Consider the following 24,210-nt stretch of genomic DNA (forward strand, 5'->3'; position numbering starts at 1 on the left):
CCGAAGACGAGTTCGCCCGTCACGGGTTCAAAGGCACCAGCATGAACACCATCGCGCAGAATGCCGGGCTGCCCAAGGCCAACCTGCATTACTACTTCACCAACAAGCTCGGTTTGTATGTGGCAGTGCTGAGCAACATCATCGAGTTGTGGGACAGCACCTTCAACACCCTCACTGCCGAGGATGACCCGGCCGAAGCGCTGACCCGCTACATCCGCGCGAAGATGGAATTCTCCCGGCGCCAGCCACAGGCTTCGCGAATCTTCGCCATGGAAGTGATCAGCGGCGGCGAATGCCTGAGCGAATATTTCAATCAGGACTACCGCACCTGGTTCACCGGGCGCGCGGCGGTGTTTCAGGCGTGGATCGATGCGGGCAAAATGGACCCGGTCGACCCGGTGCACCTGATTTTCCTGCTGTGGGGCAGCACCCAGCATTACGCCGACTTCGCCACGCAGATCTGCCGCGTCACCGGGCGCAGCAAGTTGACCAAGCAGGACATGGAAGACGCCGGCAACAACCTGATCCGCATCATTCTCAAAGGCTGCGGCCTCACTCCTTCTCTATAAGACGTTTATGCCTTTCACCCTCAGCGGTTTTTGCGAGTACCGCGAAGAGATTCGCAAAAGCCGTTTCATCACTCTGGCGACGCCGATCAGCAGCCCCGCCGATGCGCAGGCGTTTTTCGAGCAGCACAGCGATTTGAATGCCACGCACAACTGTTGGGCGTGGAAACTCGGCGCGCAATACCGCAGCACTGACGACGGCGAGCCGGGCGGCACTGCCGGCCGCCCTATTCTGGCGGCGATCGAGGGGCAGGACTGCGATCAGGTCGCGGTTCTGGTGATTCGCTGGTACGGCGGCATTCAACTGGGCACTGGCGGCCTGGCCCGGGCCTATGGCGGTGGCGCCAACAAGTGCCTGCAAGCGGCGGACAAAATCGAGCTGATCAGCCGCGTGCCGCTGAGTTGCGCCTGCGGATTCGCCGAGTTGGCGCTGGTGAAGTTGCGCGTGGCCGATCTCGGTGGCTTGGTGGTGGAGGAAAACTTCACGGCCAATGGTGTTGAGTTGAAGCTGGCGGTGGGGGAAGCGCAGATCGACGTGTTGCAGAGTCAGTTGGCGGATCTGAGCCGTGGGCGGATTTTGTTGCAGCGTTGAGAGTGGAAGATCAAAAGATCGCAGCCTTCGGCAGCTCCTACAGGGAATCGCATTCCAATTGTAGGAGCTGCGGAACGCTGCGATCTTTTAGGGCATTCCCCAATTGGCGACTTGCCCACATCGGCTGTGCACCCGACTGTGGATAACCTGAGCACATACCGCTGTAACCCTTCTGTCATGCGGCTTTGCGCGATTTGTTCAATTTTCGTTCAATTGACCCGACAAAAGGGAAATCCAGCGTAAAAACAAACAGTTACCTTTGTTTATCACCATTAGAACAAAGCATCGCGGTGCTTATGCCCACCCTCGGCGCTTGCGCACAATTACTGTGGAGCAACCTGTGGATAAGCCGTTCATGACCGTCGCTGTCGCTGGATCTGCCTAGGCCCCAAGTGATTGCTCGTTTTTTAACCAGCGTAGCGCGAGCAAAACTGGAGCCTGTTCAATGGCTTTGCGCTGAATTGGTGCTCGAGAGAAAGACAAAACGCCCGCCGATGCGCTGCTGTCGGCACTTGCGGACTGGCTCCGCAAGCGTTCCTGACTCAATGGCCAGGAAATTGCTTTATCCACAGGCACAACTCCAAGTCAGTCGAGCCTGTCATGTCCATCGCCCCTTCCCCACCGCGCCTGCAACTGCGCCAGATCAGCAAACGCTACCCCGGTTGTCTGGCCAATGACGCCATCGACCTGAGCATCGCGCCGGGTGAGATCCATGCCCTGCTCGGTGAAAACGGCGCGGGCAAAAGTACGTTGATGAAGATCATTTACGGGGTCACCCAGTGCGACAGCGGTGAAATGCTCTGGGAGGGGCAGCGCGTGCAGATGCGCAATCCGGCGCAGGCGCGGCAGTTGGGCATTGGCATGGTGTTCCAGCATTTTTCGCTGTTCGAAACCCTCAGCGTCGCGCAGAACATTGCCCTGGCGATGGGCGCGGCGGCCGGCACGCCGAAGCAACTGGAGCCGAAGATTCGCGAAGTCTCGCGGCGTTACGGCATGGCGCTGGAGCCGGAGCGACTTGTCCACAGCCTGTCGATCGGCGAGCGCCAGCGGGTGGAAATCATTCGTTGCCTGATGCAGGACATCCGCCTGCTGATTCTCGACGAGCCGACCTCAGTACTGACGCCGCAAGAGGCGGACGAATTGTTCATCACCCTGCGTCGCCTCGCCGATGAGGGCTGCAGCATTCTGTTTATCAGCCACAAGCTCGGTGAAGTGCGCGCCTTGTGCCACAGCGCCACGGTGCTGCGCGGCGGTCGGGTTGCCGGGCATTGCGAGCCCGCCGAATGTTCGGACCAGCAACTTGCGCAAATGATGGTCGGCGAAGCGGCGGGATTGATTGGCGAGTATCCGAAGGTCAGCGGTGGCGCGGCGTTTCTGCAGGTGCAGGGTTTGAGCTGGCATAACCCGGATCCGTTCGGTTGCTCGCTGACAGACATCGACCTGCAAGTGCGCAGCGGTGAAATCGTCGGCATCGCCGGGGTCGCGGGCAATGGTCAGGATGAGCTGCTCGCCCTGCTTAGCGGCGAACAGCCCTTGCCGCGCGCGCAAGCGGCGACCCTGCGCTTCGCAGATAGAAACGTTGCCGATCTGCGCCCGGATGCGCGGCGCAAACTCGGTCTGGCCTTCGTGCCGGCCGAACGCCTCGGCCACGGCGCGGTGCCGGAGTTGAGTCTGGCCGATAACGCCCTGCTCAGTGCTTTCCAGCAAGGACTGGTGAGCCACGGGTTGATCCAACGCGGCAAAGTCGAAGCCCTCGCGCAGCAGATCATCCAGCGTTTCGGCGTGAAGACCCCGGACACGCAAACCGCTGCGCGCAGCCTGTCCGGCGGCAACCTGCAGAAATTCATCCTCGGCCGGGAAATTCTTCAGCAACCGAAACTGCTGATCGCCGCGCACCCGACCTGGGGCGTCGACGTTGGCGCCGCCGCCACCATTCATCGCGCCTTGATCGCCCTGCGCGATGCCGGCGCGGCGATTCTGGTGATTTCCGAAGACCTCGATGAGCTGTTCCAGATCAGCGATCGCCTCGGCGCGCTGTGCGGCGGGCGTCTGTCGGCTCTTCAAGACACCGGCCTTACACAACTGAGCGATGTCGGCGCGTGGATGGCCGGCCAGTTCGATCACTCACCTCGCACCGCCTCGGTTTAACGGAGTTTCAACATGCTGCTTTCTCTCGAACCCCGTGGCCAGCAATCGCGCCTGATGCTGTGGTGCTCGCCATTATTGGCGGCGGCGCTGACACTCGGCTGCGGCTCGCTGTTGTTCATCGCGCTGGGCCACGACCCACTGCAAACCTTGCACACGCTGCTGATCGCACCGGTCAGCGATTTGTATGGCGTGTCTGAATTGCTGGTCAAGGCGCTGCCGATTCTGCTCTGCGCACTCGGCCTGGCCGTGGCCTATCAGGCGCGGATCTGGAACATCGGCGCCGAAGGCCAACTTCTACTTGGCGCCTTGGCCGGCAGTGCTCTGGCAGTGAACGTTATCGACATGCAAAGTCGCTGGGCGCTGGTGCTGATTCTGCTGACCGGCACGCTGGCCGGCGCCGCATGGGCCGGGCTCACCGCATGGCTGCGCACGCGCTTCAACGCCAACGAAATCCTCACCAGCATCATGCTCAATTACATCGCGTTGAACCTGCTGCTGTTCTGCGTGCACGGGCCGTTGAAGGATCCAGCGGGCTTCAATTTCCCCGAGTCGGCGATGTTCGGCGACGCCAGTCGCTTGCCGCTGCTGCTGGAGGACGGCCGCGTGCATGCCGGCGTGTATTTCGCCCTGCTCGCGCTGGTTGCGGTGTGGGTGTTGTTGCAGAAAAGCTTTATCGGCTTCCAGATCAAAGTGCTCGGGCTGGACAAACGTGCGGCAGGTTTTGTCGGCTTTCGCGAGAAGCGCCTGATCTGGCTGGCGCTGTTGATCAGCGGTGGTCTGGCCGGGCTCGCCGGGGTCTGCGAAGTGACCGGGCCGATTGGCCAACTGGTGCCCCAAGTGTCGCCGGGCTATGGCTATGCAGCGATCACCGTGGCGTTCCTCGGGCGGTTGAATCCGCTCGGCATTCTGTTCTCCAGTCTGCTGATGGCGCTGCTGTACATCGGCGGCGAGAGCGCGCAGATGTCGCTCAATCTGCCGCAGGCAATCACCCAATTGTTCCAGGGCATGATGCTGTTTTTCCTGCTCGCCTGTGACGTGCTGATTCTCTATCGGCCACGCCTGAAACTGCGCTGGACCCGGCGCGCCTCGACCCCTGCCGTAACCGCCGGAGCGCTGTGATGGATATCGATCTGTTGAGCAATATTTTCTACGCGATGGTCCGCTGCGGCACGCCGCTGTTGCTGGTGGCATTGGGTGAGTTGATCTGCGAGAAAAGCGGCGTCCTCAACCTCGGCCAGGAAGGCATGATGCTGTTCGGTGCGGTGATAGGTTTTATCGTCGCGCTGAACAGCGGCAACCTGTGGCTGGGTGTGCTGCTGGCGATGTTGGCCGGGATGTTGTTGTCGTCACTGTTTGCCCTGGTCGCGCTGGTGTTCAACGCCAATCAGGTGGCGACCGGGCTGGCGCTGACGATCTTCGGTGTCGGGCTTTCGACGTTTGTCGGCGCGGCATGGGTGGGTAAACCGCTGGCGGGTTTCGAGCCTCTGGCGATTCCGTATCTGAGTGAGATCCCGCTGATCGGGCGGATGCTGTTTGCCCAGGATCTGCTGGTGTATCTGTCGTTCGCGCTGTTTGCGCTGGTGGCGTGGGTGATCGTCAAAAGTCGTGTCGGCCTGATCATTCAAGCGGTCGGTGAAAACCCGGATGCGGCCAGCGCCATGGGCTTGCCGGTGCTGACCGTGCGTACCTTGGCGGTGTTGTTCGGCGGAGCAATGGCCGGGCTGGCCGGGGCTTATCTGTCTCTGGCGTACACGCCGATGTGGGCGGAAAACATGACCGCCGGGCGCGGCTGGATTGCCCTGGCGCTAGTGGTGTTTGCCAGTTGGCGGGTGTGGCGGTTGTTGCTTGGGGCGTATCTGTTCGGCCTCGCCAGCATCCTGCACTTGGTGGCACAGGGATTGGGACTGGCGATACCTTCGAGCCTGCTGGCGATGCTGCCGTATGTGGCGACGATTTTGGTGCTGGTGCTGCTTTCCCGCGATGCCGTGCGCACTCGGTTGTATGCGCCGGTTTCGTTGGGGCAGCCGTGGCAATCGGGACATTAGTTGATGTCAGAGCGGGCCTCTTCGCGAGCAGGCTCGCTCCCACAGGGGATCTGAGTGAACGGAGGCGAATGTGGGAGCGGGCCTGCTCGCGAAAGCGTCCGCACAGGCAACACTTGAACCACGCCTCATGATTGTTTCTGATCAAACACCCTCGAGAAACTCAAGAGGCCTGGAGTATGCTCCGGGATCAAAGCCTGTTTTTCGCCAAGCGCTGCAACTGCGCCTTGGTCAGGCGTGTCCATTGAATCCTGAATGCTGACTTTCAAGGAAACCCATCATGTCTCAGGCAAAAAACGCACTGATCATCGGCGCCTCCCGCGGCTTGGGCCTCGGTCTGGTGAAGACCCTGCTGGGCGATGGCTGGCAAGTGACCGCGACGGTGCGCAATCCGCAGAAGGCCGAGGCGCTGCAAGCGCTGGGTGACGTGCGCATCGAGAAGCTCGACATGGACGATCAGCAAGCGGTGATCGCTCTGAGCCAGAAACTCAAGGGCGAAACCTTCGATCTGTTGTTCGTCAACGCCGGGGTCAAAGGCCCGGACGTGCAGACGCCGGGCGGCGCGACACTGGCCGAGGTCGGGCAACTGTTTTTCACCAACGCGGTGGCGCCGATCAATCTGGCCCAGCGTTTCGTCGGGCAGATTCGCGACGGCAGCGGCGTGCTGGCGTTCATGAGTTCGGTACTCGGCAGCGTGACCATGCCCGACGCGCCGGAACTGGCGTTGTACAAGGCGAGCAAAGCGGCGCTGAATTCGATGACCAACAGTTTTGTCACGCAACTGGGTGAACAGAAACTCACCGTACTGTCGTTGCACCCGGGCTGGGTGAAGACCGACATGGGCGGCGAAGGTGCCGATCTCGATGTCGAGACCAGTACCCGCGGGCTGATCGACCAGGTCAATGCGTTCACCGGCAAGGGCGGGCATCACTTCGTCAATTACAAGGGTGAAACGATTGCCTGGTAAGCACTGAAAATCCCGATGTGGGAGCGAGCCTGCTCGCGAATACGAGCTGTCAGGTAAATCTGTATCGACTGGCATGACGCCTTCGCGAGCAGGCTCGCTCCCACAGGGGGATGATGGTGAATGGTCGGGTGGCGCTTGCCCGGCGCGGCGATTTGTTTGAAACTGCGCGCCTCGTCCTTCGCGGCGACCCTGGATCAGCAGACAGGGCAACACTGAGCTGGCAACCCTGAACCCAACTTTCAGAGGAGCCGGCCACAATGCCTGCGACCCGTACCTGGTTAAAAAATCCCCTCGCCATTTTCACCTCCAACGAGCTTGATGCCCGTGGCGGTCTTGTCGTGCAAGACGGTGTCATCGTCGAAGTCCTCGCTGCCGGTCAGCAGCCGTCGGCGCCGTGCAATGAAGTGTTCGATGCCCGCGAGCATGTGATCCTGCCGGGCCTGATCAACACTCACCATCACTTCTATCAAACCCTGACCCGCGCCTGGGCGCCGGTGGTCAATCAGCCGCTGTTTCCGTGGCTGAAAACCCTGTACCCGGTATGGGCGCGGCTGACCCCGGAAAAACTCGCCCTCGCCACCAAAGTGGCGCTGGCCGAATTGCTGCTCTCGGGTTGCACCACCGCTGCCGACCATCACTATCTGTTCCCGGACGGTCTGGAAAACGCCATCGACGTGCAGGTCGATACGGTGCGTGAACTGGGCATGCGCGCCATGCTCACGCGCGGCTCGATGAGCCTTGGCGAGAAGGACGGCGGCCTGCCTCCGCAACAAACGGTGCAGGAAGGTCAGGTGATTCTCGATGACAGCCAGCGGCTGATTCACGAGTATCACGAGCGTGGCGACGGCGCGCAGATCCAGATCGCCCTGGCGCCATGTTCGCCATTTTCCGTGACCCCGGAAATCATGTCGGCCAGCGCTGATCTGGCGAACAAGCTCGATGTGCGTCTGCACACCCACCTCGCTGAAACCCTCGATGAAGAAGACTTCTGCCTGCAACGTTTCGGTCTGCGCACCGTCGATTATCTGGACAGCGTCGGCTGGCTCGGCCCGCGTACCTGGCTGGCCCACGGCATCCATTTCAACCCCGACGAAATCGCCCGCCTCGGCCAGGCCGGTACCGGCATCTGCCACTGCCCAAGCTCGAACATGCGCCTGGCGTCCGGCATCTGCCCGAGCATCGAGCTGACCGACGCTGGCGCGCTGTTCGGTCTAGGCGTCGACGGCTCGGCGTCCAACGATGCCTCGAACATGATCCTCGAAGCGCGTCAGGCGCTGTACATCCAGCGCCTGCGCTACGGCGCCGAAAAGATCACCCCGGAGCGCGTGCTGGGCTGGGCGACCAAGGGTTCGGCGAGCCTGCTCGGTCGCAGCGACATCGGCGAAATCGGCGTGGGCAAACAGGCGGATCTGGCGTTGTTCAAGCTCGATGAACTGCGCTTCTCCGGTAGCCATGATCCGATTTCGGCGTTGCTGCTGTGCGGCGCCGATCGGGCGGATCGGGTGATGATTGGCGGCAAGTGGCGTGTGGTCGATGGGCAGGTTGAAGGGCTGGACCTGAAAGGTCTGATCGCCGATCACAGCCAGGCGGCTCGGCAGTTGATTGCCGGTACCTGATCCCCGCATATGATCGTTCCCACGCTCTGCGTGGGAATGCATCTCGGGACGCTCCGCGTCCCAAAAGCGGACGCAGAGCGTCCATGGCGGCATTCCTTTGCTGCGCGTGGGAACGATCACAGTCCCAAGAGGGACAGCATGATGAATGTGGCAAACAGTACAAAATGCGTCATGCCCTCAATGGCGTTGGTTTCGCCGTCATTGAGGTTGATCGCGCTGACGATCAGGGTGATGAAGATCATCACCGTTTGCACCGGGGTCATCGCCATTTGAAACGGCTGGCCGGTGTACAGCGCCATCGCTTCCATCACCGGCACGGTCAGAATCACCGTCGACAGTGACGCGCCCATCGCAATGTTGACCACCGACTGCATGCGATTGGCCAGTGCCGCACGCAGTGCAGTCAGAATCTCCGGCGCGGCGGAAATCGCTGCCACCAGAATCGCCGTGATCACCGGCGGCGCGCCCGTGCCTTCCAGGCCCAGATCGAGGGTCTTGGACATCACCTCGGCCAGTGCGCCGATGATCACCACCCCCGACACCAGAATGCCGATCGACAGCGCCAGGCTGACCGGCTTCGGCTCCTGCTCGACCGGCTCCTTCTTGCGACGTTTGTCCGGGTAGCTGTAGCTGAAAAAGTAACTGTGCGGGCCGACCTGCATGCGCAGGAACAGCGCGTAAAGCACCATCATCGCGCCGATGGTGAACGCCGAATAGATCTTCCAGTTGGCCTCGGGAATGAACTCCGGGACCACCATCGACACCCCCATCGCGGTGAGAATCATCACGCTGTAGCTGCGCGCCGAATCGTCGTTGTAGGACTGTTCGCCGTGTTTGATCCCGCCCATCAGTGCGGCGAGGCCGAGGATGCCGTTGATGTCGAGCATCACCGCTGAATAAATCGTGTCGCGCACCAGCGTTGCCGAGGCTTCGTTGCTCATCATGATCGCCAGGATCACCACTTCGACCAGCACCGCCGAGAGCGTGAGGATCATCGTGCCGTAGGGGTCGCCGACCTTTTCCGCGAGCAGTTCGGCGTGATGAGCGACACGCATCGAAGCGGCGACGATAAAGGCGATCAGCAGCAGACCGCCGCCCAGCGCGACGATCTGGCCGCTGTGCAGCAGCCAGTGTTCCAGTGGATAAGCGACGCACGCGGCAAGGACTGCCAGCAGCAGGAAGCTTTCTTGTTTGAGGATCGAGAGCATGACGGGCCTTTTGCCGAAAAGAGCTGATGAAGCTACTGACTGCCGCGCGCCGCTAACGTTTCGTTACATCTTTGCGCACCAAACCATGGCGGCTGATTTCAGGCATGCACATTTATTGGCCATACCGGCCTCTTCGCGAGCAGGCTCGCTCCCACATTGAACTGCGATCCCCCTGTGGGAGCGAGCCTGCTCGCGAAGGCCGCACTGCGGTTGTGGATTATTTATTGTCCTGTTGGTCAGCAATTTGCATTGGCCCTGAGCACACACAACAAAATGGAGTTCGGGTTCATGCCAATACGTCCGCTGCACAAACTGCTGTACGCCGCCATCGGTCTGGGAATCAGCCTGAGCGCCAGCGCTGCCGATCCGCTGAAGGTCGGTTTCGTCTACATCGGCCCGATCGGTGACCACGGCTGGACGTATCAGCACGAACAGGGGCGCAAGGCCCTGGCGGAAAAACTCGGCACGCAGATCACCACCAACTACGTGGAAAACGTCGCCGAGGGCGCCGACGCCGAGCGGGTGATCCGCAACATGGCCAAGGACAAATACGACCTGATCTTCACCACGTCTTTCGGCTACATGAACCCGACAGTGAAAGTCGCCAAGCAATTCCCCAAGGTCACTTTCGAACACGCCACAGGCTACAAGCAGGACAAGAACCTCGGCACTTACCTGGCGCGCACTTACGAGGGCCGTTACGTCGGCGGTTTCCTCGCGGCGAAGATGACCAAGACCAAGAAGATCGGCTACGTCGCCTCGTTCCCGATTCCGGAAGTGATCCGCGACATCAATGCCATCCAGTTGGCCCTGAACAAGTACAACCCTGGCACCGAAATCAAAGTGGTGTGGGTCAACTCCTGGTTCGATCCGGGCAAGGAAGCCGACGCCGCCAACGCCCTGATCGATCAAGGCGTCGATGTGGTGTTCCAGCACACCGACAGCCCGGCGCCTATCCAGGCTGCCGAACGGCGCGGGGTGTATGCCGTGGGCTATGCCTCGGACATGGCCCACTTCGGCCCGAAAGCGGTGCTGACCTCGATCGTCAACGACTGGGCGCCACACTACATTCAAGCGACGCAGAGCGTGATCGATCACACTTGGAAATCTCAGGATTACTGGGGCGGGTTGAAGGAAGGCACAGTGGAACTGCCGATCAGCGATCTGGTGCCGGCGCCGGTCAAAGCCGAAGCCGAGCAGTTGATCGCCGACATCAAGAGCGGCGCATTGCAGCCGTTTACCGGGCCGATCAAGGATCAGGCCGGTGTGGAAAAAATCCCCGCGGGCGTAAGCGCGACCAATGCGGAACTGGCGTCGATGAATTATTACGTTGAAGGCATGAAGGCCGAGATGCCGAAGTAGTCCCTCGATTCACCACACAAAACCCTGTGGGAGCGAGCCTGCTCGCGAAAGCGGTGTGTCATTAAACAAAAATGTTGTCTGACACTCCCTCTTCGCGAGCAGGCTCGCTCCCACATTGGAAACACAGCGTATTCAAGGATTGTGTATGGATCAGCTTCCGATCATTGATATCAGCCCGCTCTATGGCGACGACGAAAATGCCTGGCCCGCCGTGGCCGAGCAGATCGACCAAGCCTGTCGCGAATGGGGCTTTTTCTACATCAAGGGCCATCCGATCTCGACGCAGCGCATCGACGATCTGCTCGATCACGCCCAGCGCTTCTTCGCCTTGCCCGCCGCAGAAAAACTGAAGATCGACATTACCCAGACCCGCCATCATCGCGGCTACGGCGCGATTGCCACCGAGCAACTGGACCCGGACAAACCCAGCGATCTCAAAGAAACCTTCGACATGGGCCTGCACCTGCCGGACGAGCATCCCGAGGTGCTCGCGGAAAAACCCTTGCGCGGCCCCAATCGCCATCCGGCGCAACCCGGCTGGGAAGCTCTTATGGAGCAGCATTACCTCGACATGCAGGCGCTGGCGCAAACCCTGTTGCGGGCGATGACCATTGCACTGGGCATCGAGCGCGACTTCTTCGATTCGCGCTTTGTCGACCCGGTCAGCGTGTTGCGCATGATCCATTATCCGCCGCGTCACACCGCCAGCTCCGCCGAGCAGCAAGGCGCCGGCGCCCATACCGATTACGGCTGCATCACCCTGCTCTATCAGGACAGCGCCGGCGGTTTGCAGGTGAAGAACGTCAATGGTGAATGGATCGACGCGCCACCGATTGACGGCACGTTCGTGGTCAACCTCGGCGACATGATGGCGCGCTGGAGCAACGACCGTTATCGCTCGACGCCGCACCGGGTGATCAGCCCGCTGGGCGTGGATCGGTATTCGATGCCGTTCTTCGCCGAACCGCACCCGGACACGCGCATCGAATGCCTGCCCGGCTGCCAGGACGCGCAGCATCCGGCGAAATATCCGAGCACCACCTGCGCGCAATTCCTGCTGTCGCGCTTCGCCGATACCTACGCCTATCGTCGCGAGCAAGAGGCGGTTTGATCGATCACCTGGTCAGGTTTTGCCAATTGTTGCGGCCAGCCTCTGTAGAATGCCGGCATTGCACCTGATGAGAAAAGACTATGTACGACTGGCTCAACGCCCTGCCCAAAGCCGAACTGCACCTGCATCTGGAAGGTTCGCTGGAGCCTGAACTGCTGTTCGCCCTGGCCGAACGCAACAAGATCGCCCTGCCGTGGAGCGACGTCGAAACCCTGCGCAAGGCCTACGCCTTCAACAATCTGCAGGAATTTCTCGACCTGTATTACCAGGGCGCCGATGTGCTGCGCACCTCGCAGGATTTCTACGATCTGACCTGGGCCTATCTGCTGCGCTGCAAAGCACAGAACGTGATTCATACCGAACCGTTCTTCGACCCGCAGACCCACACCGACCGGGGCATCCCGTTCGAAGTGGTGCTCAACGGCATCGCCGCCGCGCTCAAGGATGGCGAGACGCAACTGGGCATCAGCAGCGGTTTGATCCTCAGCTTCCTGCGCCACCTCAGCGAAGACGAAGCGCAGAAAACCCTCGATCAGGCGCTGCCGTTCCGTGATGCGTTTGTCGCGGTCGGGCTCGACAGTTCCGAGATGGGCCACCCGCCGAGCAAGTTCAAACGCGTCTTCGATCGCGCCCGCGACGAAGGCTTCCTCACCGTCGCCCACGCCGGTGAAGAAGGCCCGCCGGAGTACATCTGGGAAGCCATCGACCTGCTGAAAATCCAGCGCATCGACCATGGCGTACGCGCGATCGAAGACGAGCGCCTGATGCAGCGGATCATCGACGAGCAGATTCCGCTGACCGTATGCCCGCTGTCGAACACCAAACTCTGCGTGTTCGATCACATGTCGCAGCACAACATCCTCGACATGCTCGAGCGCGGCGTGAAGGTCACGGTCAACTCCGATGACCCGGCGTATTTCGGCGGGTACGTGACCGAGAACTTCCATGCGCTGCACGAGCATCTGGGCATGACCCAGGATCAGGCCAAGCGTCTGGCGCAGAACAGCCTGGATGCGCGGTTGGTGAAACCGTAAGCAACACCGCAAAACCAATGTGGGAGCGAGCCTGCTCGCGAAGAGGGAGTATCAGTCAACATTTTCGTTGGATGAAACACCGCTTTCGCGAGCAGGCTCGCTCCCACATTCATATCGATGTTCACTCGGTAAGCTCTTCCAGGGTCTTGCCCCGCGTCTCCATCCCGAACAGCCACACCACGCCCGCCGCGATCGCGAAGCACGCCGCGCCGAGCGCGAACACCCCGCCCTGCCCGGCAATCGGGAACACCAGCCCGGTTACCAGTGGCCCGAGCAGTGAGCCGACGCGGCCGATCGCCGAAGCGAATCCCGAGCCGGTTGCCCGTGCCGAAGTCGGGTACAGCTCCGGGGTGTAGGTGTAGAGCACCGCCCACATGCCGAACAGGAAAAACTGCATCAACAATCCGGTGCCGATCAGCAACGCGACGTTGCCGCCGAATACCGCACTCTGCCCATACAGAAACGCCATCACCCCGCCGCCGAGCAGGGTGACGATGCACACCGGTTTACGCCCCCAACGCTCGACGAGCCACGCCGCCATGAGGAAGCCGGGAATCCCGCCGAGCGAGATCAGCACGGTGTAATACACCGATTGCGTCACGGCGAAACCCGACTGCTGCAGCAATGCGCTGAGCCAGGAAGTCAGCCCGTAGAAACCCAACAATGCGAAGAACCACAGACTCCAGATCATCGTCGTGCGCTGGCGATAGTGCGGCGACCAGATCTGCTTGAGCGCCGAGAAGAAATTGCCCGGTGGCGTCACCGTGCGTGGCAAACGAACCGGTTCCGGTAACGCCGCACCGCCCAGCGAAGCGCGCACCCGCGCTTCAATGCCGTTCAACACTTTGTCCGCGTCGGCGTCACGCCCGGCCTGTTCCAGCCAGCGCGGTGACTCGGGAATGAAAAAGCGGATCGCCAGGACAAACACCGCCGGCACTGCCAGCACCAGGAAAATATCGCGCCAGCCAATCAGCGGCAGCAGGAAGTACGAGAGCACACCCGCCGCGACAAACCCCAGCGGCCAGAAGCCGTCCATCAGGGCGATGTAGCGCCCGCGTCGTTGCGCCGGAATCAATTCCGACAGCATCGACTGCGCGATGGGAAACTCCATGCCCATGCCGATTCCGAGCAGGATGCGAAACAGCGTCAGCGTCTCCACAGTCTGCGCCGTCGAACACAGGTAACTGGCCACGCCCCACAACACGATGCTCCACTGAAACACCGGTTTGCGCCCGAAGCGGTCGGCGAGCATTCCCGACAGCGACGCCCCGAGCACCATGCCGAAGAAGCTCGAGCTGGCCAGCAGCCCTGCCTGTGCACTGCTCAGGCCGAACTCGGCTTTGATCGAGCCGAGGAGGAAAGTCATCATCGCCAGATCCATGGAGTCGAAGAAAAACGCCAAGGCTATGATGATGAAAATGACGCGGTGATAACCGCTGAGCGGCAGCCGTTCCAGGCGCTCAGCCGCACTAAAGCGTTGTGTATTCATGTTGTGCTCCCCCATCCGGAAAATCCCCGGATCGAGTGTGCGCGATGGTCATTCAGAGGTCGTACTGGATGCGACCTGTTCACAGCCGTGGACGACGTCAGCCTTCAGCTCATCGCCGAGCAACGCTCTAGAACGCTGTTTCCAGCTCGGTTTCCTTGGCAAAGCGGTGGATTTCGCGCTGGCCGGTGGCGGTCAACTGCAAGGCGCGGGAATCGTTGGGCAAGGTCAGCCAGCCGGACTGCATGAACAACTGCAACAGCGCCGCGCCCAGTGAGCCGCCCATGTGCGGACGGCGCTCGCTCCAGTCCGGGCAGGCGCAGGCGACCTGCACGTTGCGATGGGCCAGAGCCTGGATGAATACTCCGCGCTGGGCCAGTCGGGTGGAGCCCTTGTGCGTCACCACCACCCGCTGCTCAAGCTGTTCGATCCAGCCGGCATCGAGCAGGCGCTGATACAGGTCGGCCGCCAGGGTACCGCCCAGATGATCGTCGCAGAACCGCGCGCGCAACAGCGAAGACGGCGCCGCCTGTGGTCTGACCATGGGAGCCGTGCGTTTCAGCGCATCAGGGATTTGCCGTGGCGCGCTGGCAATGGTGGCGCTGGCCAGTGCTTCGATCGCCGCGCCGATTTCCGGTGCCGCCAGGCGAAAGAAGCGTTTGCGCCCACGCATTTCGATGTTCAACAGCCCCCCTGCGGACAGGCGTCCCAGATGCGCACTGGCCGACGACGGCGAGAGCCCGGCCAGCAGCGCCAGCTCTTCGGCTTGCCGGGCCGAGCCATCCATCAACGCCCACATCATCGCGCTGCGCTTGGGGTCGGCCAGCAATGTCGCGATCTGGCTGATGCACGGTGCATGTTCCATATGTTCACTCCCTGTTGAATCGTATCGTCTACCGCTCGGAGACATCCTGGCCGGTTATGGGGCATCGGCCAACACGCGAAAATCGCCCGGGATCGGTGGCAAGGGATGCCACCGACACCAGCTGCTCCGGCACACAACCTGGCAGCAGAAGTAGCAACCGTCACCAAAAGCCGGCAACGCGTTACGGGGTCTGCGCGCCGGGTGTCAGTGCAGGCATGAGGCGGGCGCTAGTATAAGCGGGTTAAGCCAGACGTCCTGCGCCTGGGCCTGGGCAGGTGGCGATTGTTCCTGACAGAAATTTCTCTAATTGCCTGCGACTAATGATCAACTTTGAGGAAACCGGGAAATTGGCTACTCAATTCGGCGCATCGGCTGGCGAGCATCTCCCTCAGCAGGTTCACCGGCTTACTCAATTGTGCGCGATGGGCGCACAACAGATTCAGCGGTGCGCGCTCACACAGCAGTTCCGGCATCAGCACTTTGAGGCGTCCGGCGAGCACATCGGCGCCGACGTCGAGCCAGGATTTGTAGGCGATACCGGCACCGGCCAGCGCCCATAGCCGTACTACGTCGGCGTCATCGCTGAAGCGGTCGCCGCTGACGGTCAGGCCGACTTCGCGCTTGCCATCGTGAAAACTCCAATGGTCGTGGACGCGGCTGCCGAGCATGTACAAAAGGCAGTTGTGCTGGGCCAGTTGCTCGAGCTGGCGCGGTTCGCCATGCCGGGCCAGATAGTCCGGAGATGCGCACAACACGCGGCGATTGTGTGGCGCGATGGGCAAGGCGATCAGGCTGGAATCTTCCGGCTCGCCGTAGCGCAGGGCGATGTCCACCGGTTGCCGGAACAGGTCGGCGATGCGGTCGCCAAGCAGCAGGCGTACCGTCAGTTTCGGATGTTCACGCTGGAACGCGTCGAGCCACGGCAGCAGCAGATTGCGGCCGAAGTCCGAGGGCGCCGAAAGCTGCAAAATCCCGCTGACCTGATCCTGTCCGCTGGCGAGCAGTCGACGGCCTTCGTCGAGATTGCTCAGGGCGGCGCGGGCGTATTCAAGGAAGCCTTCGCCCTCGGCGGTGAGGCGCAGGCTGCGGGTCGAACGCGCCAGCAACCTGGCACCGAGTTGTTGCTCAATGCGCTTCAACGCCGCGCTGGCCACCGCCGCAGACATGTCCATCACCCGTGCCGCCGCCGACAGGCTGCCCAGATCCGCCGCGCGAACAAACAACTGCAGGTCATCAAAACGCAGCATGCGCAGCCTCGATTATCAAAAAAATATTGAAAGAGACTGCTCTTTTAGCCGGTTTTATCGCGCAGAGAAATAGCCAATGATGGCCTCCATCGAATTCATCCCGATTTCCTTCTTCTATCAACTGTACGGAGCCATCCATGAAAGCCATTGCCTATTACGCTTCCCTGCCGATCAGCGACGCCAAGTCCCTGCAGGACATCGAACTGCCAGAACCGGTCGCCGGCCCGCGCGACCTCTTGGTGGAAGTCAAAGCCATCTCGGTCAACCCGGTCGACACCAAAGTGCGGCAGAACGTGGCACCGGAAAACGGCGCGGCGAAAGTGCTGGGCTGGGACGTTGCCGGTGTGATCAAGGCGGTCGGCAGCGACGTCACCCTGTTCAAGGCGGGCGACAAGGTCTTCTACGCCGGTTCGATCGCTCGGGCCGGTGGCAACAGCGAGCTGCACGTGGTTGATGAGCGCATCGTCGGTCACATGCCCAAGTCCCTCGGTTTTGCCGAAGCCGCCGCGCTGCCGCTGACCGCGATCACTGCGTGGGAATTGCTTTTCGAGCGCCTGCAAATCAGCGAAGGCAGCAATGATCAAGGCCAGAGCCTGCTGATCGTTGGTGCGGCGGGCGGCGTGGGCTCGATCCTCACTCAATTGGCCAAGCAGTTGACCGGCCTGAAAGTCATCGGCACTGCCTCCCGTGCGCAAACCCGTGACTGGGTCAGCGCACTCGGTGCCGATCTGGTCATCGATCACAGCCAGCCACTGAGCGAAGAATTGAAGCGCGCCGGCATCGACAGCGTGACCCACGTCGCCAGCCTGACCCAGACCGATCAGCATCTGGCGCAACTGGTCGAAGCCCTCGCGCCGCAAGGCAAGCTGGCGCTGATCGACGATCCGAAGTCCCTCGACATCAGCCTGCTCAAGCGCAAGAGCCTGTCGCTGCACTGGGAGTTCATGTACACCCGCTCGCTGTTCGAAACGCCGGACATGATCGAACAGCACAAGCTGCTCAACCGCGTTGCCGAGTTGATTGACGCCGGCACTTTGAAGACGACTTTGGGCGAGCACTTCGGTGTGATCAAAGCGGCCAACCTGCGCCGCGCCCATGAGCTGCTGGAAAGCGGCAAGGCCAAGGGAAAAATTGTTTTAGAAGGTTTCTAAAAAATAAAGCCCCGCAACCGCTCGTGATGCCAGAGCGGTTGCGGGGCTTTTTGCCGTCAGTCGGTTGCTTGACCCTTGTCACAATTACGCGGGTATCGAGGTCTACAATCGAAGCCTCTGCGATACATCTTTTACACAAGGGAGGTCAGCAATGAAGATCCTGATAAAAGAAGTGGCAAAGTCTCAATGGCAGGTGCGCCTGGACCAGCACGTCGTAACCTTTCGCAGTGAAGCCGAGGCTCTGGCCTTCACTCGCACCCTCGAAGCGCGACTCTGCGCGCCCCACCGGATTCCCGAACCCAGCCAGCAGCGCGCCGTCGGCTGAGCTCCAAAGTCGAGCGTTCAGACCTGGGCTTGCGCCAGCGCCCGGGCATTCTGCAAGCGCCGGGTGAGCAGCGCGACGCTCACCACCAGCAGACCGCACAGGCTGATGACCATGGCCATCGGCACGGCGCTGCCATCGTGCAACACCCCCACCAACGCGGCGGCACCGGCGGCGATGCTGAATTGCAGGCAACCGAGCATTGCCGATGCACTGCCGGCACGGGCGCCCTGGCCGTTCATTGCGCAAGCCGAGGCGTTGGGAATGATGCAGCCGAGGCTGGCAATGCAGATGAACAGCGGAATCAGCAACGGCCACAACGCCTCTGGACGCATCGCGCCGACCGCCAGCAGCGTCAGCCCGGCGAGGAAGTACACCCACACCGCGCGCACCAGCAAGAACGCCGGGCCACGCTTGGCCAGCAGACGCGCATTGACCTGCGCCACCAGAATGAAACCCGCCGCATTGGTGCCGAACAGCCAGCCGAAGTGCTCGGCGGGTACACCGTAGAGCTTGATGAACACAAACGGTGAGCCAGCGATGTAGGCGAACATGCCGGCGATCGCGATGCCACCGGTCAGGGCATGGCCCAGATAGACCGAGTCCTTGACCAGTCGCGCGTACTGGCGCAACGCACCGGACAACGGCTGGCGCGGCACGTGGGCCGGCATGCTTTCCGGCAGCCCCAACGCCACCGCCAGACCCGCCGCCGCACTGAACCCGGTGAGCACCAGAAAGATCGACTGCCAACCCGTGGTGTTGACCAGCAGCCCACCGAGCATCGGCGCCAGAATCGGCGCCAGGCCCATCACCAGCATCAACTGGGAAAACACCTTCGCCGAGCCCACCGCATCGCACTTGTCGGCGACCACCGCACGGGAAATCACCATGCCCGCACAACCACCGAGTGCCTGGACGAAGCGCGCGCCGATCAGCCATTCCAGGCTCGGCGCGTAGGCGCAGGCCAATGACGCCAGAGTAAACAGGGCGACACCGCTGAGCAGCGGAAGCCGCCGGCCGAAACGATCGGAAATCGGCCCGTAAGCCAGTTGGCCCAGCGACAGACCGAGGAAGTACGCCGCCAGCGTCAGCTGGACATGCTGCTCATCGGTGCCGAACGCCAGCGCCATGGCCGGGAAGGCAGGCAAATAGAAGTCGATCGCCAAAGGACCGAAAGCGCTCAAGGCGCCGAGTATCAAAATCGTGCGGAAGTTCATCAGGCATCCAGGTGGGCAAGTCGCAGCCCGACAGTCTAGCCGCGCCCGGACGCCTTGAACATTCCGATAGCTCGCTAACGATCAATTTCAGACGAGCTTCACCTCATAACCCTCTTCGCGGATCGCTTCGATCACCTGGTCGGCACTCAGCGCGCTCTCGACGCCGACTTCCTTGGCCGCCAGATCGACGCGCACGCTGGCCGCCGGATCCAGCGCCTGCACCGCAGTGGTGATGGCTTTGACGCAATGACCGCAGGACATGCCTTGAACGTTGAACACTTGCATGGGAAGACTCCTTTGAGTGAGGTTGCCGGCAGTCTCGAGCTTGCCACGATGGCAAGGTCAAGTTCTGCGAAAAACTGCCGGGCTGGCAATCGGCGTCGCGCTCGGCCAAGCTGCATGCATCAATGACTGGAATTCAGGAGATTCAGCCATGCGCTGGTCAGCTTTGGGCCTGTTTGGCTTGCTCAGCCTTTTCGCCGCCGTCCCGCAGGTGCAAGCCGCCGGCGAGGATTACGCGGTACTGATCATTTCCCGCGAGCGCCTCGAAGTGGCGACCTCGTGCGAGATCGGCGTGTACATCCAGGACCAGCTCTCGGCGCGCCTGTTCCAGGAGCAGAGCACGTCGTTCAACTTGCCGCCGGGCAAGGTTTCGCTGCGCTTGAAACTGCTGCCGGGCCAGGCACCGGGTTGCAATCCCGGCATGCTCGCACCGGGTTCGCAGGAAGTCGTGCTGCACGCCGGGGATGTGCTGAAGTTCCGCCTGGCGATGAATGCCGAAGGCGTGTACCTGAAACCTGCAGGCCTCGGTTACTGAGCAGACACCCGATCCGTCGCCGATCGTTCCCACGCTCTGCGTGGGAATGCAGCCATGGACGCTCTGCGTCCCGAAGCGTGACGCGGAGCGTCACAGGAGGCATTCCCACGCGGAGCGTGGGAACGATCAACATCTTGCGGAATGGTGCTTGACCTTGCCCGCATGGCAAGGTTGATCCTGTAGACATCCACTACAGGGAGCGCGACCGATGTCCGAATCCACCACTTTCGATCTGCCGATTGCCGGCATGACCTGTGCCAGTTGCGCCGGGCGTGTCGAGCGGGCGCTGCGCAAGGTCAGCGGCGCCAGTGCCGTCAGTGTCAACCTCGCCACCGAACAGGCCCGGGTGCAGGCGCCCGGCAACAGCCTGTCGGCGCTGATGCAAGCCGTGGAGCGCGCCGGTTACAGCGTGCCCCGGCAAACCGTTGAATTGAGCATCGACGGCATGACCTGCGCGTCCTGCGTCGGTCGCGTCGAACGCGCCCTGAGCAAAGTCCCAAGCGTGAGCAGCGTCAGTGTCAATCTGGCCAACGAACGTGCGCACATCGAATTGCTCGGCCAGGTCGATACGCAAACCCTGCTCGACGCAGTGAGCAAGGCCGGTTACTCGGCCAGCGTCTGGCAAGCCGAACGGCCACAGTCCGATGACCAGCAAAAACGCCTGCACCGCGAGCGCTGGGCATTGATCTGTGCGATCGCCCTTGCTCTGCCGTTGGTGTTGCCGATGTTGCTGCAGCCGTTCGGCATTCATTGGATGCTCCCGGCCTGGGCGCAATTCGCCCTCGCCACCCCCGTGCAATTCATCTTCGGCGCACGCTTTTATGTGGCGGCGTGGAAAGCCGTGCGCGCCGGCGCCGGCAACATGGACCTGCTGGTCGCCCTCGGCACCAGCGCCGGTTATGGCCTGAGTGTCTATGAATGGGCCAGCGCGGCGGGACGCATGCCGCATCTGTATTTCGAGGCCTCGGCGGTGGTCATCGCTTTGGTGTTGCTCGGCAAATATCTCGAAAGCCGCGCCAAACGCCAGACCGCCAGCGCCATTCGCGCCCTTGAAGCGTTGCGGCCGGAGCGGGCGATTCAAGTCATCGACGGGCGTGAGCAGGACGTTGCGATCAGCGCCCTGCGCCTCGACGATCTGGTGCTGGTCAAACCCGGCGAACGCTTCCCGGTGGATGGCGAAGTCGTCGAAGGCCAGAGCCACGCCGACGAAGCGCTGATCAGCGGCGAAAGCCTGCCAGTGCCAAAACAACCGGGCGACAAGGTCACCGGCGGCGCGATCAACGGCGAGGGTCGTTTGCTGGTGCGCACCCAAGCGCTCGGCGCGGAAACGGTGCTGGCGCGGATCATTCGTCTGGTCGAAGACGCGCAAGCGGCGAAAGCGCCGATCCAGAAACTGGTCGACAAGGTCAGCCAGATTTTCGTGCCGACCGTGTTGCTGATTGCCCTGGCCACGCTGATCGGCTGGTGGCTGTACGGCGCACCGCTGGAAACTGCGGTGATCAATGCCGTCGCCGTACTGGTGATCGCCTGCCCGTGCGCCCTCGGCCTCGCCACTCCGACGGCGATCATGGCCGGCACCGGCGTAGCGGCGCGCCACGGCATTCTGATCAAGGACGCCGAAGCGCTGGAGCGCGCCCATGAAGTCAGCAGCGTGGTGTTCGACAAGACCGGCACGCTGACCTCGGGCACGCCGCGTATCGCGCACTTCAGCGCGGTCGATGGTGACGAGAATAATCTGCTGACCTTGGCCGGTGCATTGCAGCGCGGCAGCGAGCATCCGTTGGCCAAAGCGGTGCTGGATGCCGCCGCCGAACGCAGCTTGAACGTGCCCGATGTCAGCGACAGCCAGGCGCTGACCGGACACGGCATCGCCGGCACGCTGGATGGCCGGCGCCTGGCACTGGGCAATCGGCGGATGCTCGACGAAAGCGCTTTGAGTACCGGTGAATTGAGCGCATCCGCCGAAGCCTGGGAACGCGAAGGCCGCACATTGTCGTGGCTGATCGAACAAAGTCCTCAGCCGAAGGTGCTGGGTCTGTTCGCCTTCGGTGACACGCTGAAACCCGGCGCTCTGCAAGCGGTGCAACAACTCGCCGCACGGGATATCCAGAGCCACCTGCTGACCGGCGACAATCGTGGCAGCGCACGGGTGGTGGCCGAGGCTCTGGGCATCCAAAATGTCCACGCCGAAGTGCTGCCTGCCGACAAGGCCGCGACCGTCGCCGAGCTGAAGAAAACCAGCGTAGTCGCCATGGTCGGCGATGGCATCAACGACGCCCCGGCCCTCGCCGCTGCCGACATCGGCATCGCCATGGGCGGCGGCACCGACGTTGCCATGCACGCGGCCGGTATCACCCTGATGCGCGGCGATCCGCGACTGGTGCCGGCGGCGCTGGAGATCAGTCGCAAGACCTACGCGAAGATTCGCCAGAACCTGTTCTGGGCCTTTGTCTACAACCTGATCGGCATTCCGCTGGCGGTGTTCGGCTTCCTCAATCCGGTGCTGGCCGGTGCGGCGATGGCGCTGTCGAGCGTCAGCGTGGTGAGCAATGCGCTACTGTTGAAAACCTGGAAACCCAAGGACCTGGAGGAACACCGATGAACATCGGCCAAGCGGCCCGACAAAGTGGCCTGAGTGCAAAAATGATTCGTTATTACGAATCGATAGGTTTGCTCAAAGCGGCCAATCGCACCGACAGCGGTTACCGCGTATACGGCAGCGATGACCTGCACACGCTGGCGTTTATCAAGCGCTCGCGGGATCTGGGCTTTTCTCTGGAGGAGGTCGGCAAGCTGCTGACCCTCTGGCAGGATCGCCAGCGTGCCAGCGCTGATGTGAAAGCACTGGCGCGCCAGCACATCGACGAGCTGAACCAGAAGATCCGCGAGCTCGGCGAGCTGCGCGACACCCTGCAGGATCTGGTCGAGCATTGCAGCGGCGACCATCGCCCGGACTGCCCGATCCTCAAGGAACTGGCGTCGGGCTGCTGCGCGCAACCCGCCCGCGCCTGATCCGCAGCAGCGTCACCACGCCCAAGGTGCCGAGGGGAATGCCGTGGAACAGCATGACCACGGCCCCCGGCGTCCACCACGCATAGAACGGCGCAGCGACCAACATGCCGATGCCGAAACCGCTCATCTGCAGCAAGGTCAGCACGCTGAAAATCGGCAGGCGCAACGCCGCAGGTTCCCGTTGCAGCCGTGACATCAGGCTGACTTCGGACACCCCGTCGCCGAGCCCGGCCGGCAAGGCGAACAGCAGCAGACCGTAGAGGCTGTGCTGCTGGAACATCAGAATGAACCCGCAGGACATCAGCGCCACACCGCAGAAAAATCGTCTTTCAAGGTGGCTGTTCTCCGAGCCTTTCAGGTGACTGGCGATGCGCGCGCCGAGGAGTTTGCCGCTGGCCCATACCGCAAGCGCCAGGCCCAAGGTCGTACTCGCTGCCTCGGGCGTGAGCAGTTTGGAAATGATCGGGAAGCCGACGTTGTGCGCGGCGCTGCCCAAGGTGTCGGCCATGGTCACCGCGAGCATGGCCGCGACCACAGGCGCTGAACGCAGGCCCTGCCGCAGCGCAAACCATTCACCGCGTTGCGGCTGTTCGCTGACATCGGTTTTTTCGAAACGCAGCGGCACGATCAACAGCGCGGCGAGCACATAGGTCAGCGCGTTGAGGGCGAAGACCGTTTCGAAACCAAAAGCAGCCACCAGCAACCCCGAGACCAGACTGCCGCCGACCATCGCCGCAGAAGAAGCTGAAGTAATCCAGGCATTGGCCTTGAGCAATTGCGCCGGCGCGATCAAACGCGGCAACTGGCTGTTGAGGCCGATGGCGAACATCGAATTGCCCAGGCCGAGGCCGAAGGCAATCAACGGCAACAGCCATGCCTGCTGACTCGCCGGAGTAATCAACAGCAGCCCCAGCAGTGCGGCGCGCAACAGATCGAAAGCAATCAGCGGCGCGCGGCCCTGCCAGCGTCGGTAGAAGCGTGTGCCGATCAGGCTGGCGAAAATTCCGCCACCGACGCGGCTGGCAAGGAAGATGCCGACGCTCATGGCGCTGTTGCTCAGCAAATAAACGTAAGTGGCGAGCGCGACCATGTTGAGGAAGGCGCCGAAATCTGAGATCAGCCGGGCGGTTACGATCAGGTGGGTGTTGCGTGGGGTGGTCACATTCAGTCCTTGAGTGTGGTTGGAGCGCTGGACAGTAGACGCGAATAAGCCAGGATCCGAAAACCCCCTCACCCTAGCCCTCTCCCAAAGGGAGAGGGGACCGATTGGGGGATATTTGGGAGATACACCGACCTGAACGTTTTTCTTTGAATCCGTAATCGACTCGGTTTTTTCAGGTCGATGTATGGCTAAAGACACCTCGGTCGGCCCCCTCTCCCTCCGGGAGAGGGACCGATTGGGGGATATTTGGGAGATACACCGACCTGAACGTTTTTCTTTGAATCC

22 protein-coding genes are annotated in these 24,210 nt (G+C 61.8%); 15 read left to right on the top strand and 7 right to left on the bottom strand.

Annotated features, from left to right (window positions below; translation table 11 throughout):
- The 7 genes from D8U70_RS20560 to D8U70_RS20590 form a co-directional block, all read left to right on the top strand.
- Positions 1-569 (top strand): TetR/AcrR family transcriptional regulator (locus D8U70_RS20560; RefSeq protein ID WP_130929611.1); only part of this gene is annotated, 569 nt, incomplete at its 5' end.
- A gap of 7 nt (positions 570-576) precedes the next feature.
- Complete coding sequence (locus D8U70_RS20565; protein ID WP_130929612.1) at positions 577-1,158, top strand: YigZ family protein; 582 nt, start codon at positions 577-579, stop codon at positions 1,156-1,158.
- A gap of 600 nt (positions 1,159-1,758) precedes the next feature.
- On the top strand, positions 1,759-3,306 hold the full coding sequence (locus D8U70_RS20570) for an ABC transporter ATP-binding protein (protein WP_130929613.1): 1,548 nt from the start codon (positions 1,759-1,761) through the stop codon (positions 3,304-3,306).
- A gap of 12 nt (positions 3,307-3,318) precedes the next feature.
- Positions 3,319-4,425, top strand: coding sequence for an ABC transporter permease (locus D8U70_RS20575; RefSeq protein WP_024011472.1), 1,107 nt, complete (start codon positions 3,319-3,321; stop codon positions 4,423-4,425).
- Positions 4,425-5,351, top strand: coding sequence for an ABC transporter permease (locus D8U70_RS20580; RefSeq protein ID WP_130912896.1), 927 nt, complete (start codon positions 4,425-4,427; stop codon positions 5,349-5,351). Before D8U70_RS20575 ends, D8U70_RS20580 begins: the two co-directional genes overlap by 1 nt.
- 277 nt (positions 5,352-5,628) lie before the next feature.
- Positions 5,629-6,315, top strand: coding sequence for an SDR family oxidoreductase (locus D8U70_RS20585; RefSeq protein WP_039764086.1), 687 nt, complete (start codon positions 5,629-5,631; stop codon positions 6,313-6,315).
- A 257-nt stretch (positions 6,316-6,572) separates the two neighbouring features.
- Positions 6,573-7,931, top strand: a complete 1,359-nt coding sequence (locus D8U70_RS20590; RefSeq protein ID WP_130929614.1) for an 8-oxoguanine deaminase — start codon at positions 6,573-6,575, stop codon at positions 7,929-7,931.
- Between the two features lie 116 nt (positions 7,932-8,047).
- Here D8U70_RS20590 and D8U70_RS20595 read toward each other — a convergent pair whose 3' ends face one another.
- Positions 8,048-9,139, bottom strand: coding sequence for a calcium:proton antiporter (locus tag D8U70_RS20595; RefSeq protein ID WP_130899618.1), 1,092 nt, complete (start codon positions 9,137-9,139; stop codon positions 8,048-8,050).
- Positions 9,140-9,427: 288 nt separating this feature from the next.
- Here D8U70_RS20595 and D8U70_RS20600 point away from each other — a divergent pair, with 288 nt between their 5' ends.
- The 3 genes from D8U70_RS20600 to D8U70_RS20610 all read left to right on the top strand — a co-directional run bounded on the left by D8U70_RS20600 (position 9,428) and on the right by D8U70_RS20610 (position 12,646).
- Complete coding sequence (locus tag D8U70_RS20600) at positions 9,428-10,501, top strand: BMP family ABC transporter substrate-binding protein (RefSeq protein ID WP_016771815.1); 1,074 nt, start codon at positions 9,428-9,430, stop codon at positions 10,499-10,501.
- Between the two features lie 145 nt (positions 10,502-10,646).
- Complete coding sequence (locus tag D8U70_RS20605; protein WP_130929615.1) at positions 10,647-11,612, top strand: 2-oxoglutarate and iron-dependent oxygenase domain-containing protein; 966 nt, start codon at positions 10,647-10,649, stop codon at positions 11,610-11,612.
- Between the two features lie 80 nt (positions 11,613-11,692).
- Positions 11,693-12,646, top strand: coding sequence for an adenosine deaminase (locus D8U70_RS20610; RefSeq protein ID WP_024011466.1), 954 nt, complete (start codon positions 11,693-11,695; stop codon positions 12,644-12,646).
- A gap of 121 nt (positions 12,647-12,767) precedes the next feature.
- On the opposite strand, the gene D8U70_RS20620 is transcribed toward D8U70_RS20610, so the two are convergent.
- From D8U70_RS20620 to D8U70_RS20630, 3 genes are all read right to left on the bottom strand, one after another.
- Entirely contained in the window at positions 12,768-14,135 is a 1,368-nt protein-coding gene (locus D8U70_RS20620; protein WP_130929616.1) for an MFS transporter, read from the bottom strand.
- Positions 14,136-14,262: 127 nt separating this feature from the next.
- Entirely contained in the window at positions 14,263-14,997 is a 735-nt protein-coding gene (locus tag D8U70_RS20625; protein WP_016771819.1) for a helix-turn-helix transcriptional regulator, read from the bottom strand.
- 317 nt (positions 14,998-15,314) lie between these two features.
- The gene (locus D8U70_RS20630; protein WP_016771820.1) at positions 15,315-16,244 is read right to left on the bottom strand and encodes a LysR family transcriptional regulator; all 930 of its coding nucleotides are present in this window, start codon (positions 16,242-16,244) and stop codon (positions 15,315-15,317) included.
- 137 nt (positions 16,245-16,381) lie between these two features.
- On the opposite strand from D8U70_RS20630, the gene D8U70_RS20635 reads away from it, so the two are divergent.
- Both D8U70_RS20635 and D8U70_RS27770 read left to right on the top strand, forming a co-directional pair.
- Positions 16,382-17,395, top strand: a complete 1,014-nt coding sequence (locus tag D8U70_RS20635) for a zinc-binding alcohol dehydrogenase family protein (protein WP_130929617.1) — start codon at positions 16,382-16,384, stop codon at positions 17,393-17,395.
- A 151-nt stretch (positions 17,396-17,546) separates the two neighbouring features.
- Positions 17,547-17,720 carry a hypothetical protein gene (locus tag D8U70_RS27770; RefSeq protein ID WP_177433987.1) on the top strand — a complete coding sequence of 58 codons (174 nt, stop codon included), beginning with the start codon at positions 17,547-17,549 and terminating at the stop codon, positions 17,718-17,720.
- 17 nt (positions 17,721-17,737) lie between these two features.
- Here the strand turns inward: D8U70_RS27770 and D8U70_RS20640 are convergent, their stop codons facing one another.
- Both D8U70_RS20640 and D8U70_RS20645 read right to left on the bottom strand, forming a co-directional pair.
- Positions 17,738-18,934, bottom strand: a complete 1,197-nt coding sequence (locus D8U70_RS20640; protein ID WP_016771824.1) for a multidrug effflux MFS transporter — start codon at positions 18,932-18,934, stop codon at positions 17,738-17,740.
- Positions 18,935-19,021: 87 nt separating this feature from the next.
- The gene (locus tag D8U70_RS20645) at positions 19,022-19,219 is read right to left on the bottom strand and encodes a cation transporter (protein ID WP_056787762.1); all 198 of its coding nucleotides are present in this window, start codon (positions 19,217-19,219) and stop codon (positions 19,022-19,024) included.
- A gap of 148 nt (positions 19,220-19,367) precedes the next feature.
- On the opposite strand from D8U70_RS20645, the gene D8U70_RS20650 reads away from it, so the two are divergent.
- The 3 genes from D8U70_RS20650 to cueR all read left to right on the top strand — a co-directional run bounded on the left by D8U70_RS20650 (position 19,368) and on the right by cueR (position 22,763).
- Positions 19,368-19,751 carry a hypothetical protein gene (locus D8U70_RS20650; RefSeq protein WP_024011458.1) on the top strand — a complete coding sequence of 128 codons (384 nt, stop codon included), beginning with the start codon at positions 19,368-19,370 and terminating at the stop codon, positions 19,749-19,751.
- A 208-nt stretch (positions 19,752-19,959) separates the two neighbouring features.
- Positions 19,960-22,353 (top strand): copper resistance metal-translocating P1-type ATPase CueA, encoded by a 2,394-nt coding sequence (gene cueA, locus D8U70_RS20655; protein ID WP_130929618.1) that lies wholly within the window; start codon positions 19,960-19,962, stop codon positions 22,351-22,353.
- Entirely contained in the window at positions 22,350-22,763 is a 414-nt protein-coding gene (cueR, locus tag D8U70_RS20660) for a Cu(I)-responsive transcriptional regulator (RefSeq protein ID WP_016771827.1), read from the top strand. The genes cueA and cueR overlap by 4 nt, the downstream gene beginning before the upstream one ends.
- Here the strand turns inward: cueR and D8U70_RS20665 are convergent.
- On the bottom strand, positions 22,717-23,925 hold the full coding sequence (locus D8U70_RS20665) for an MFS transporter (protein ID WP_130929619.1): 1,209 nt from the start codon (positions 23,923-23,925) through the stop codon (positions 22,717-22,719). The genes cueR and D8U70_RS20665 overlap by 47 nt on opposite strands.
- Positions 23,926-24,210 lie beyond the last annotated feature (285 nt).

Origin of the sequence: Pseudomonas sp. Sample_20, assembly GCF_004307585.1 — a bacterium.
Taxonomy (GTDB): domain Bacteria; phylum Pseudomonadota; class Gammaproteobacteria; order Pseudomonadales; family Pseudomonadaceae; genus Aquipseudomonas; species Aquipseudomonas atacamensis.

What these genes read in the sequence shown, in the direction of transcription:
- D8U70_RS20650 (WP_024011458.1), top strand. Translation starts at nt 19,368, where the DNA reads ATGCGCTGGTCAGCTTTGGGCCTGTTTGGCTTGCTCAGCCTTTTCGCC.
- D8U70_RS20625 (WP_016771819.1), bottom strand. Translation starts at nt 14,997, where the DNA reads ATGGAACATGCACCGTGCATCAGCCAGATCGCGACATTGCTGGCCGAC.
- cueR (WP_016771827.1), top strand. Translation starts at nt 22,350, where the DNA reads ATGAACATCGGCCAAGCGGCCCGACAAAGTGGCCTGAGTGCAAAAATG.
- D8U70_RS20610 (WP_024011466.1), top strand. Translation starts at nt 11,693, where the DNA reads ATGTACGACTGGCTCAACGCCCTGCCCAAAGCCGAACTGCACCTGCAT.
- D8U70_RS20640 (WP_016771824.1), bottom strand. Translation starts at nt 18,934, where the DNA reads ATGAACTTCCGCACGATTTTGATACTCGGCGCCTTGAGCGCTTTCGGT.
- D8U70_RS20590 (WP_130929614.1), top strand. Translation starts at nt 6,573, where the DNA reads ATGCCTGCGACCCGTACCTGGTTAAAAAATCCCCTCGCCATTTTCACC.
- D8U70_RS20600 (WP_016771815.1), top strand. Translation starts at nt 9,428, where the DNA reads ATGCCAATACGTCCGCTGCACAAACTGCTGTACGCCGCCATCGGTCTG.
- D8U70_RS20580 (WP_130912896.1), top strand. Translation starts at nt 4,425, where the DNA reads ATGGATATCGATCTGTTGAGCAATATTTTCTACGCGATGGTCCGCTGC.
- D8U70_RS20645 (WP_056787762.1), bottom strand. Translation starts at nt 19,219, where the DNA reads ATGCAAGTGTTCAACGTTCAAGGCATGTCCTGCGGTCATTGCGTCAAA.
- D8U70_RS20620 (WP_130929616.1), bottom strand. Translation starts at nt 14,135, where the DNA reads ATGAATACACAACGCTTTAGTGCGGCTGAGCGCCTGGAACGGCTGCCG.
- D8U70_RS20570 (WP_130929613.1), top strand. Translation starts at nt 1,759, where the DNA reads ATGTCCATCGCCCCTTCCCCACCGCGCCTGCAACTGCGCCAGATCAGC.
- D8U70_RS20630 (WP_016771820.1), bottom strand. Translation starts at nt 16,244, where the DNA reads ATGCTGCGTTTTGATGACCTGCAGTTGTTTGTTCGCGCGGCGGATCTG.
- D8U70_RS20605 (WP_130929615.1), top strand. Translation starts at nt 10,647, where the DNA reads ATGGATCAGCTTCCGATCATTGATATCAGCCCGCTCTATGGCGACGAC.
- D8U70_RS20595 (WP_130899618.1), bottom strand. Translation starts at nt 9,139, where the DNA reads ATGCTCTCGATCCTCAAACAAGAAAGCTTCCTGCTGCTGGCAGTCCTT.
- D8U70_RS27770 (WP_177433987.1), top strand. Translation starts at nt 17,547, where the DNA reads ATGAAGATCCTGATAAAAGAAGTGGCAAAGTCTCAATGGCAGGTGCGC.
- D8U70_RS20585 (WP_039764086.1), top strand. Translation starts at nt 5,629, where the DNA reads ATGTCTCAGGCAAAAAACGCACTGATCATCGGCGCCTCCCGCGGCTTG.
- cueA (WP_130929618.1), top strand. Translation starts at nt 19,960, where the DNA reads ATGTCCGAATCCACCACTTTCGATCTGCCGATTGCCGGCATGACCTGT.
- D8U70_RS20635 (WP_130929617.1), top strand. Translation starts at nt 16,382, where the DNA reads ATGAAAGCCATTGCCTATTACGCTTCCCTGCCGATCAGCGACGCCAAG.
- D8U70_RS20575 (WP_024011472.1), top strand. Translation starts at nt 3,319, where the DNA reads ATGCTGCTTTCTCTCGAACCCCGTGGCCAGCAATCGCGCCTGATGCTG.
- D8U70_RS20565 (WP_130929612.1), top strand. Translation starts at nt 577, where the DNA reads ATGCCTTTCACCCTCAGCGGTTTTTGCGAGTACCGCGAAGAGATTCGC.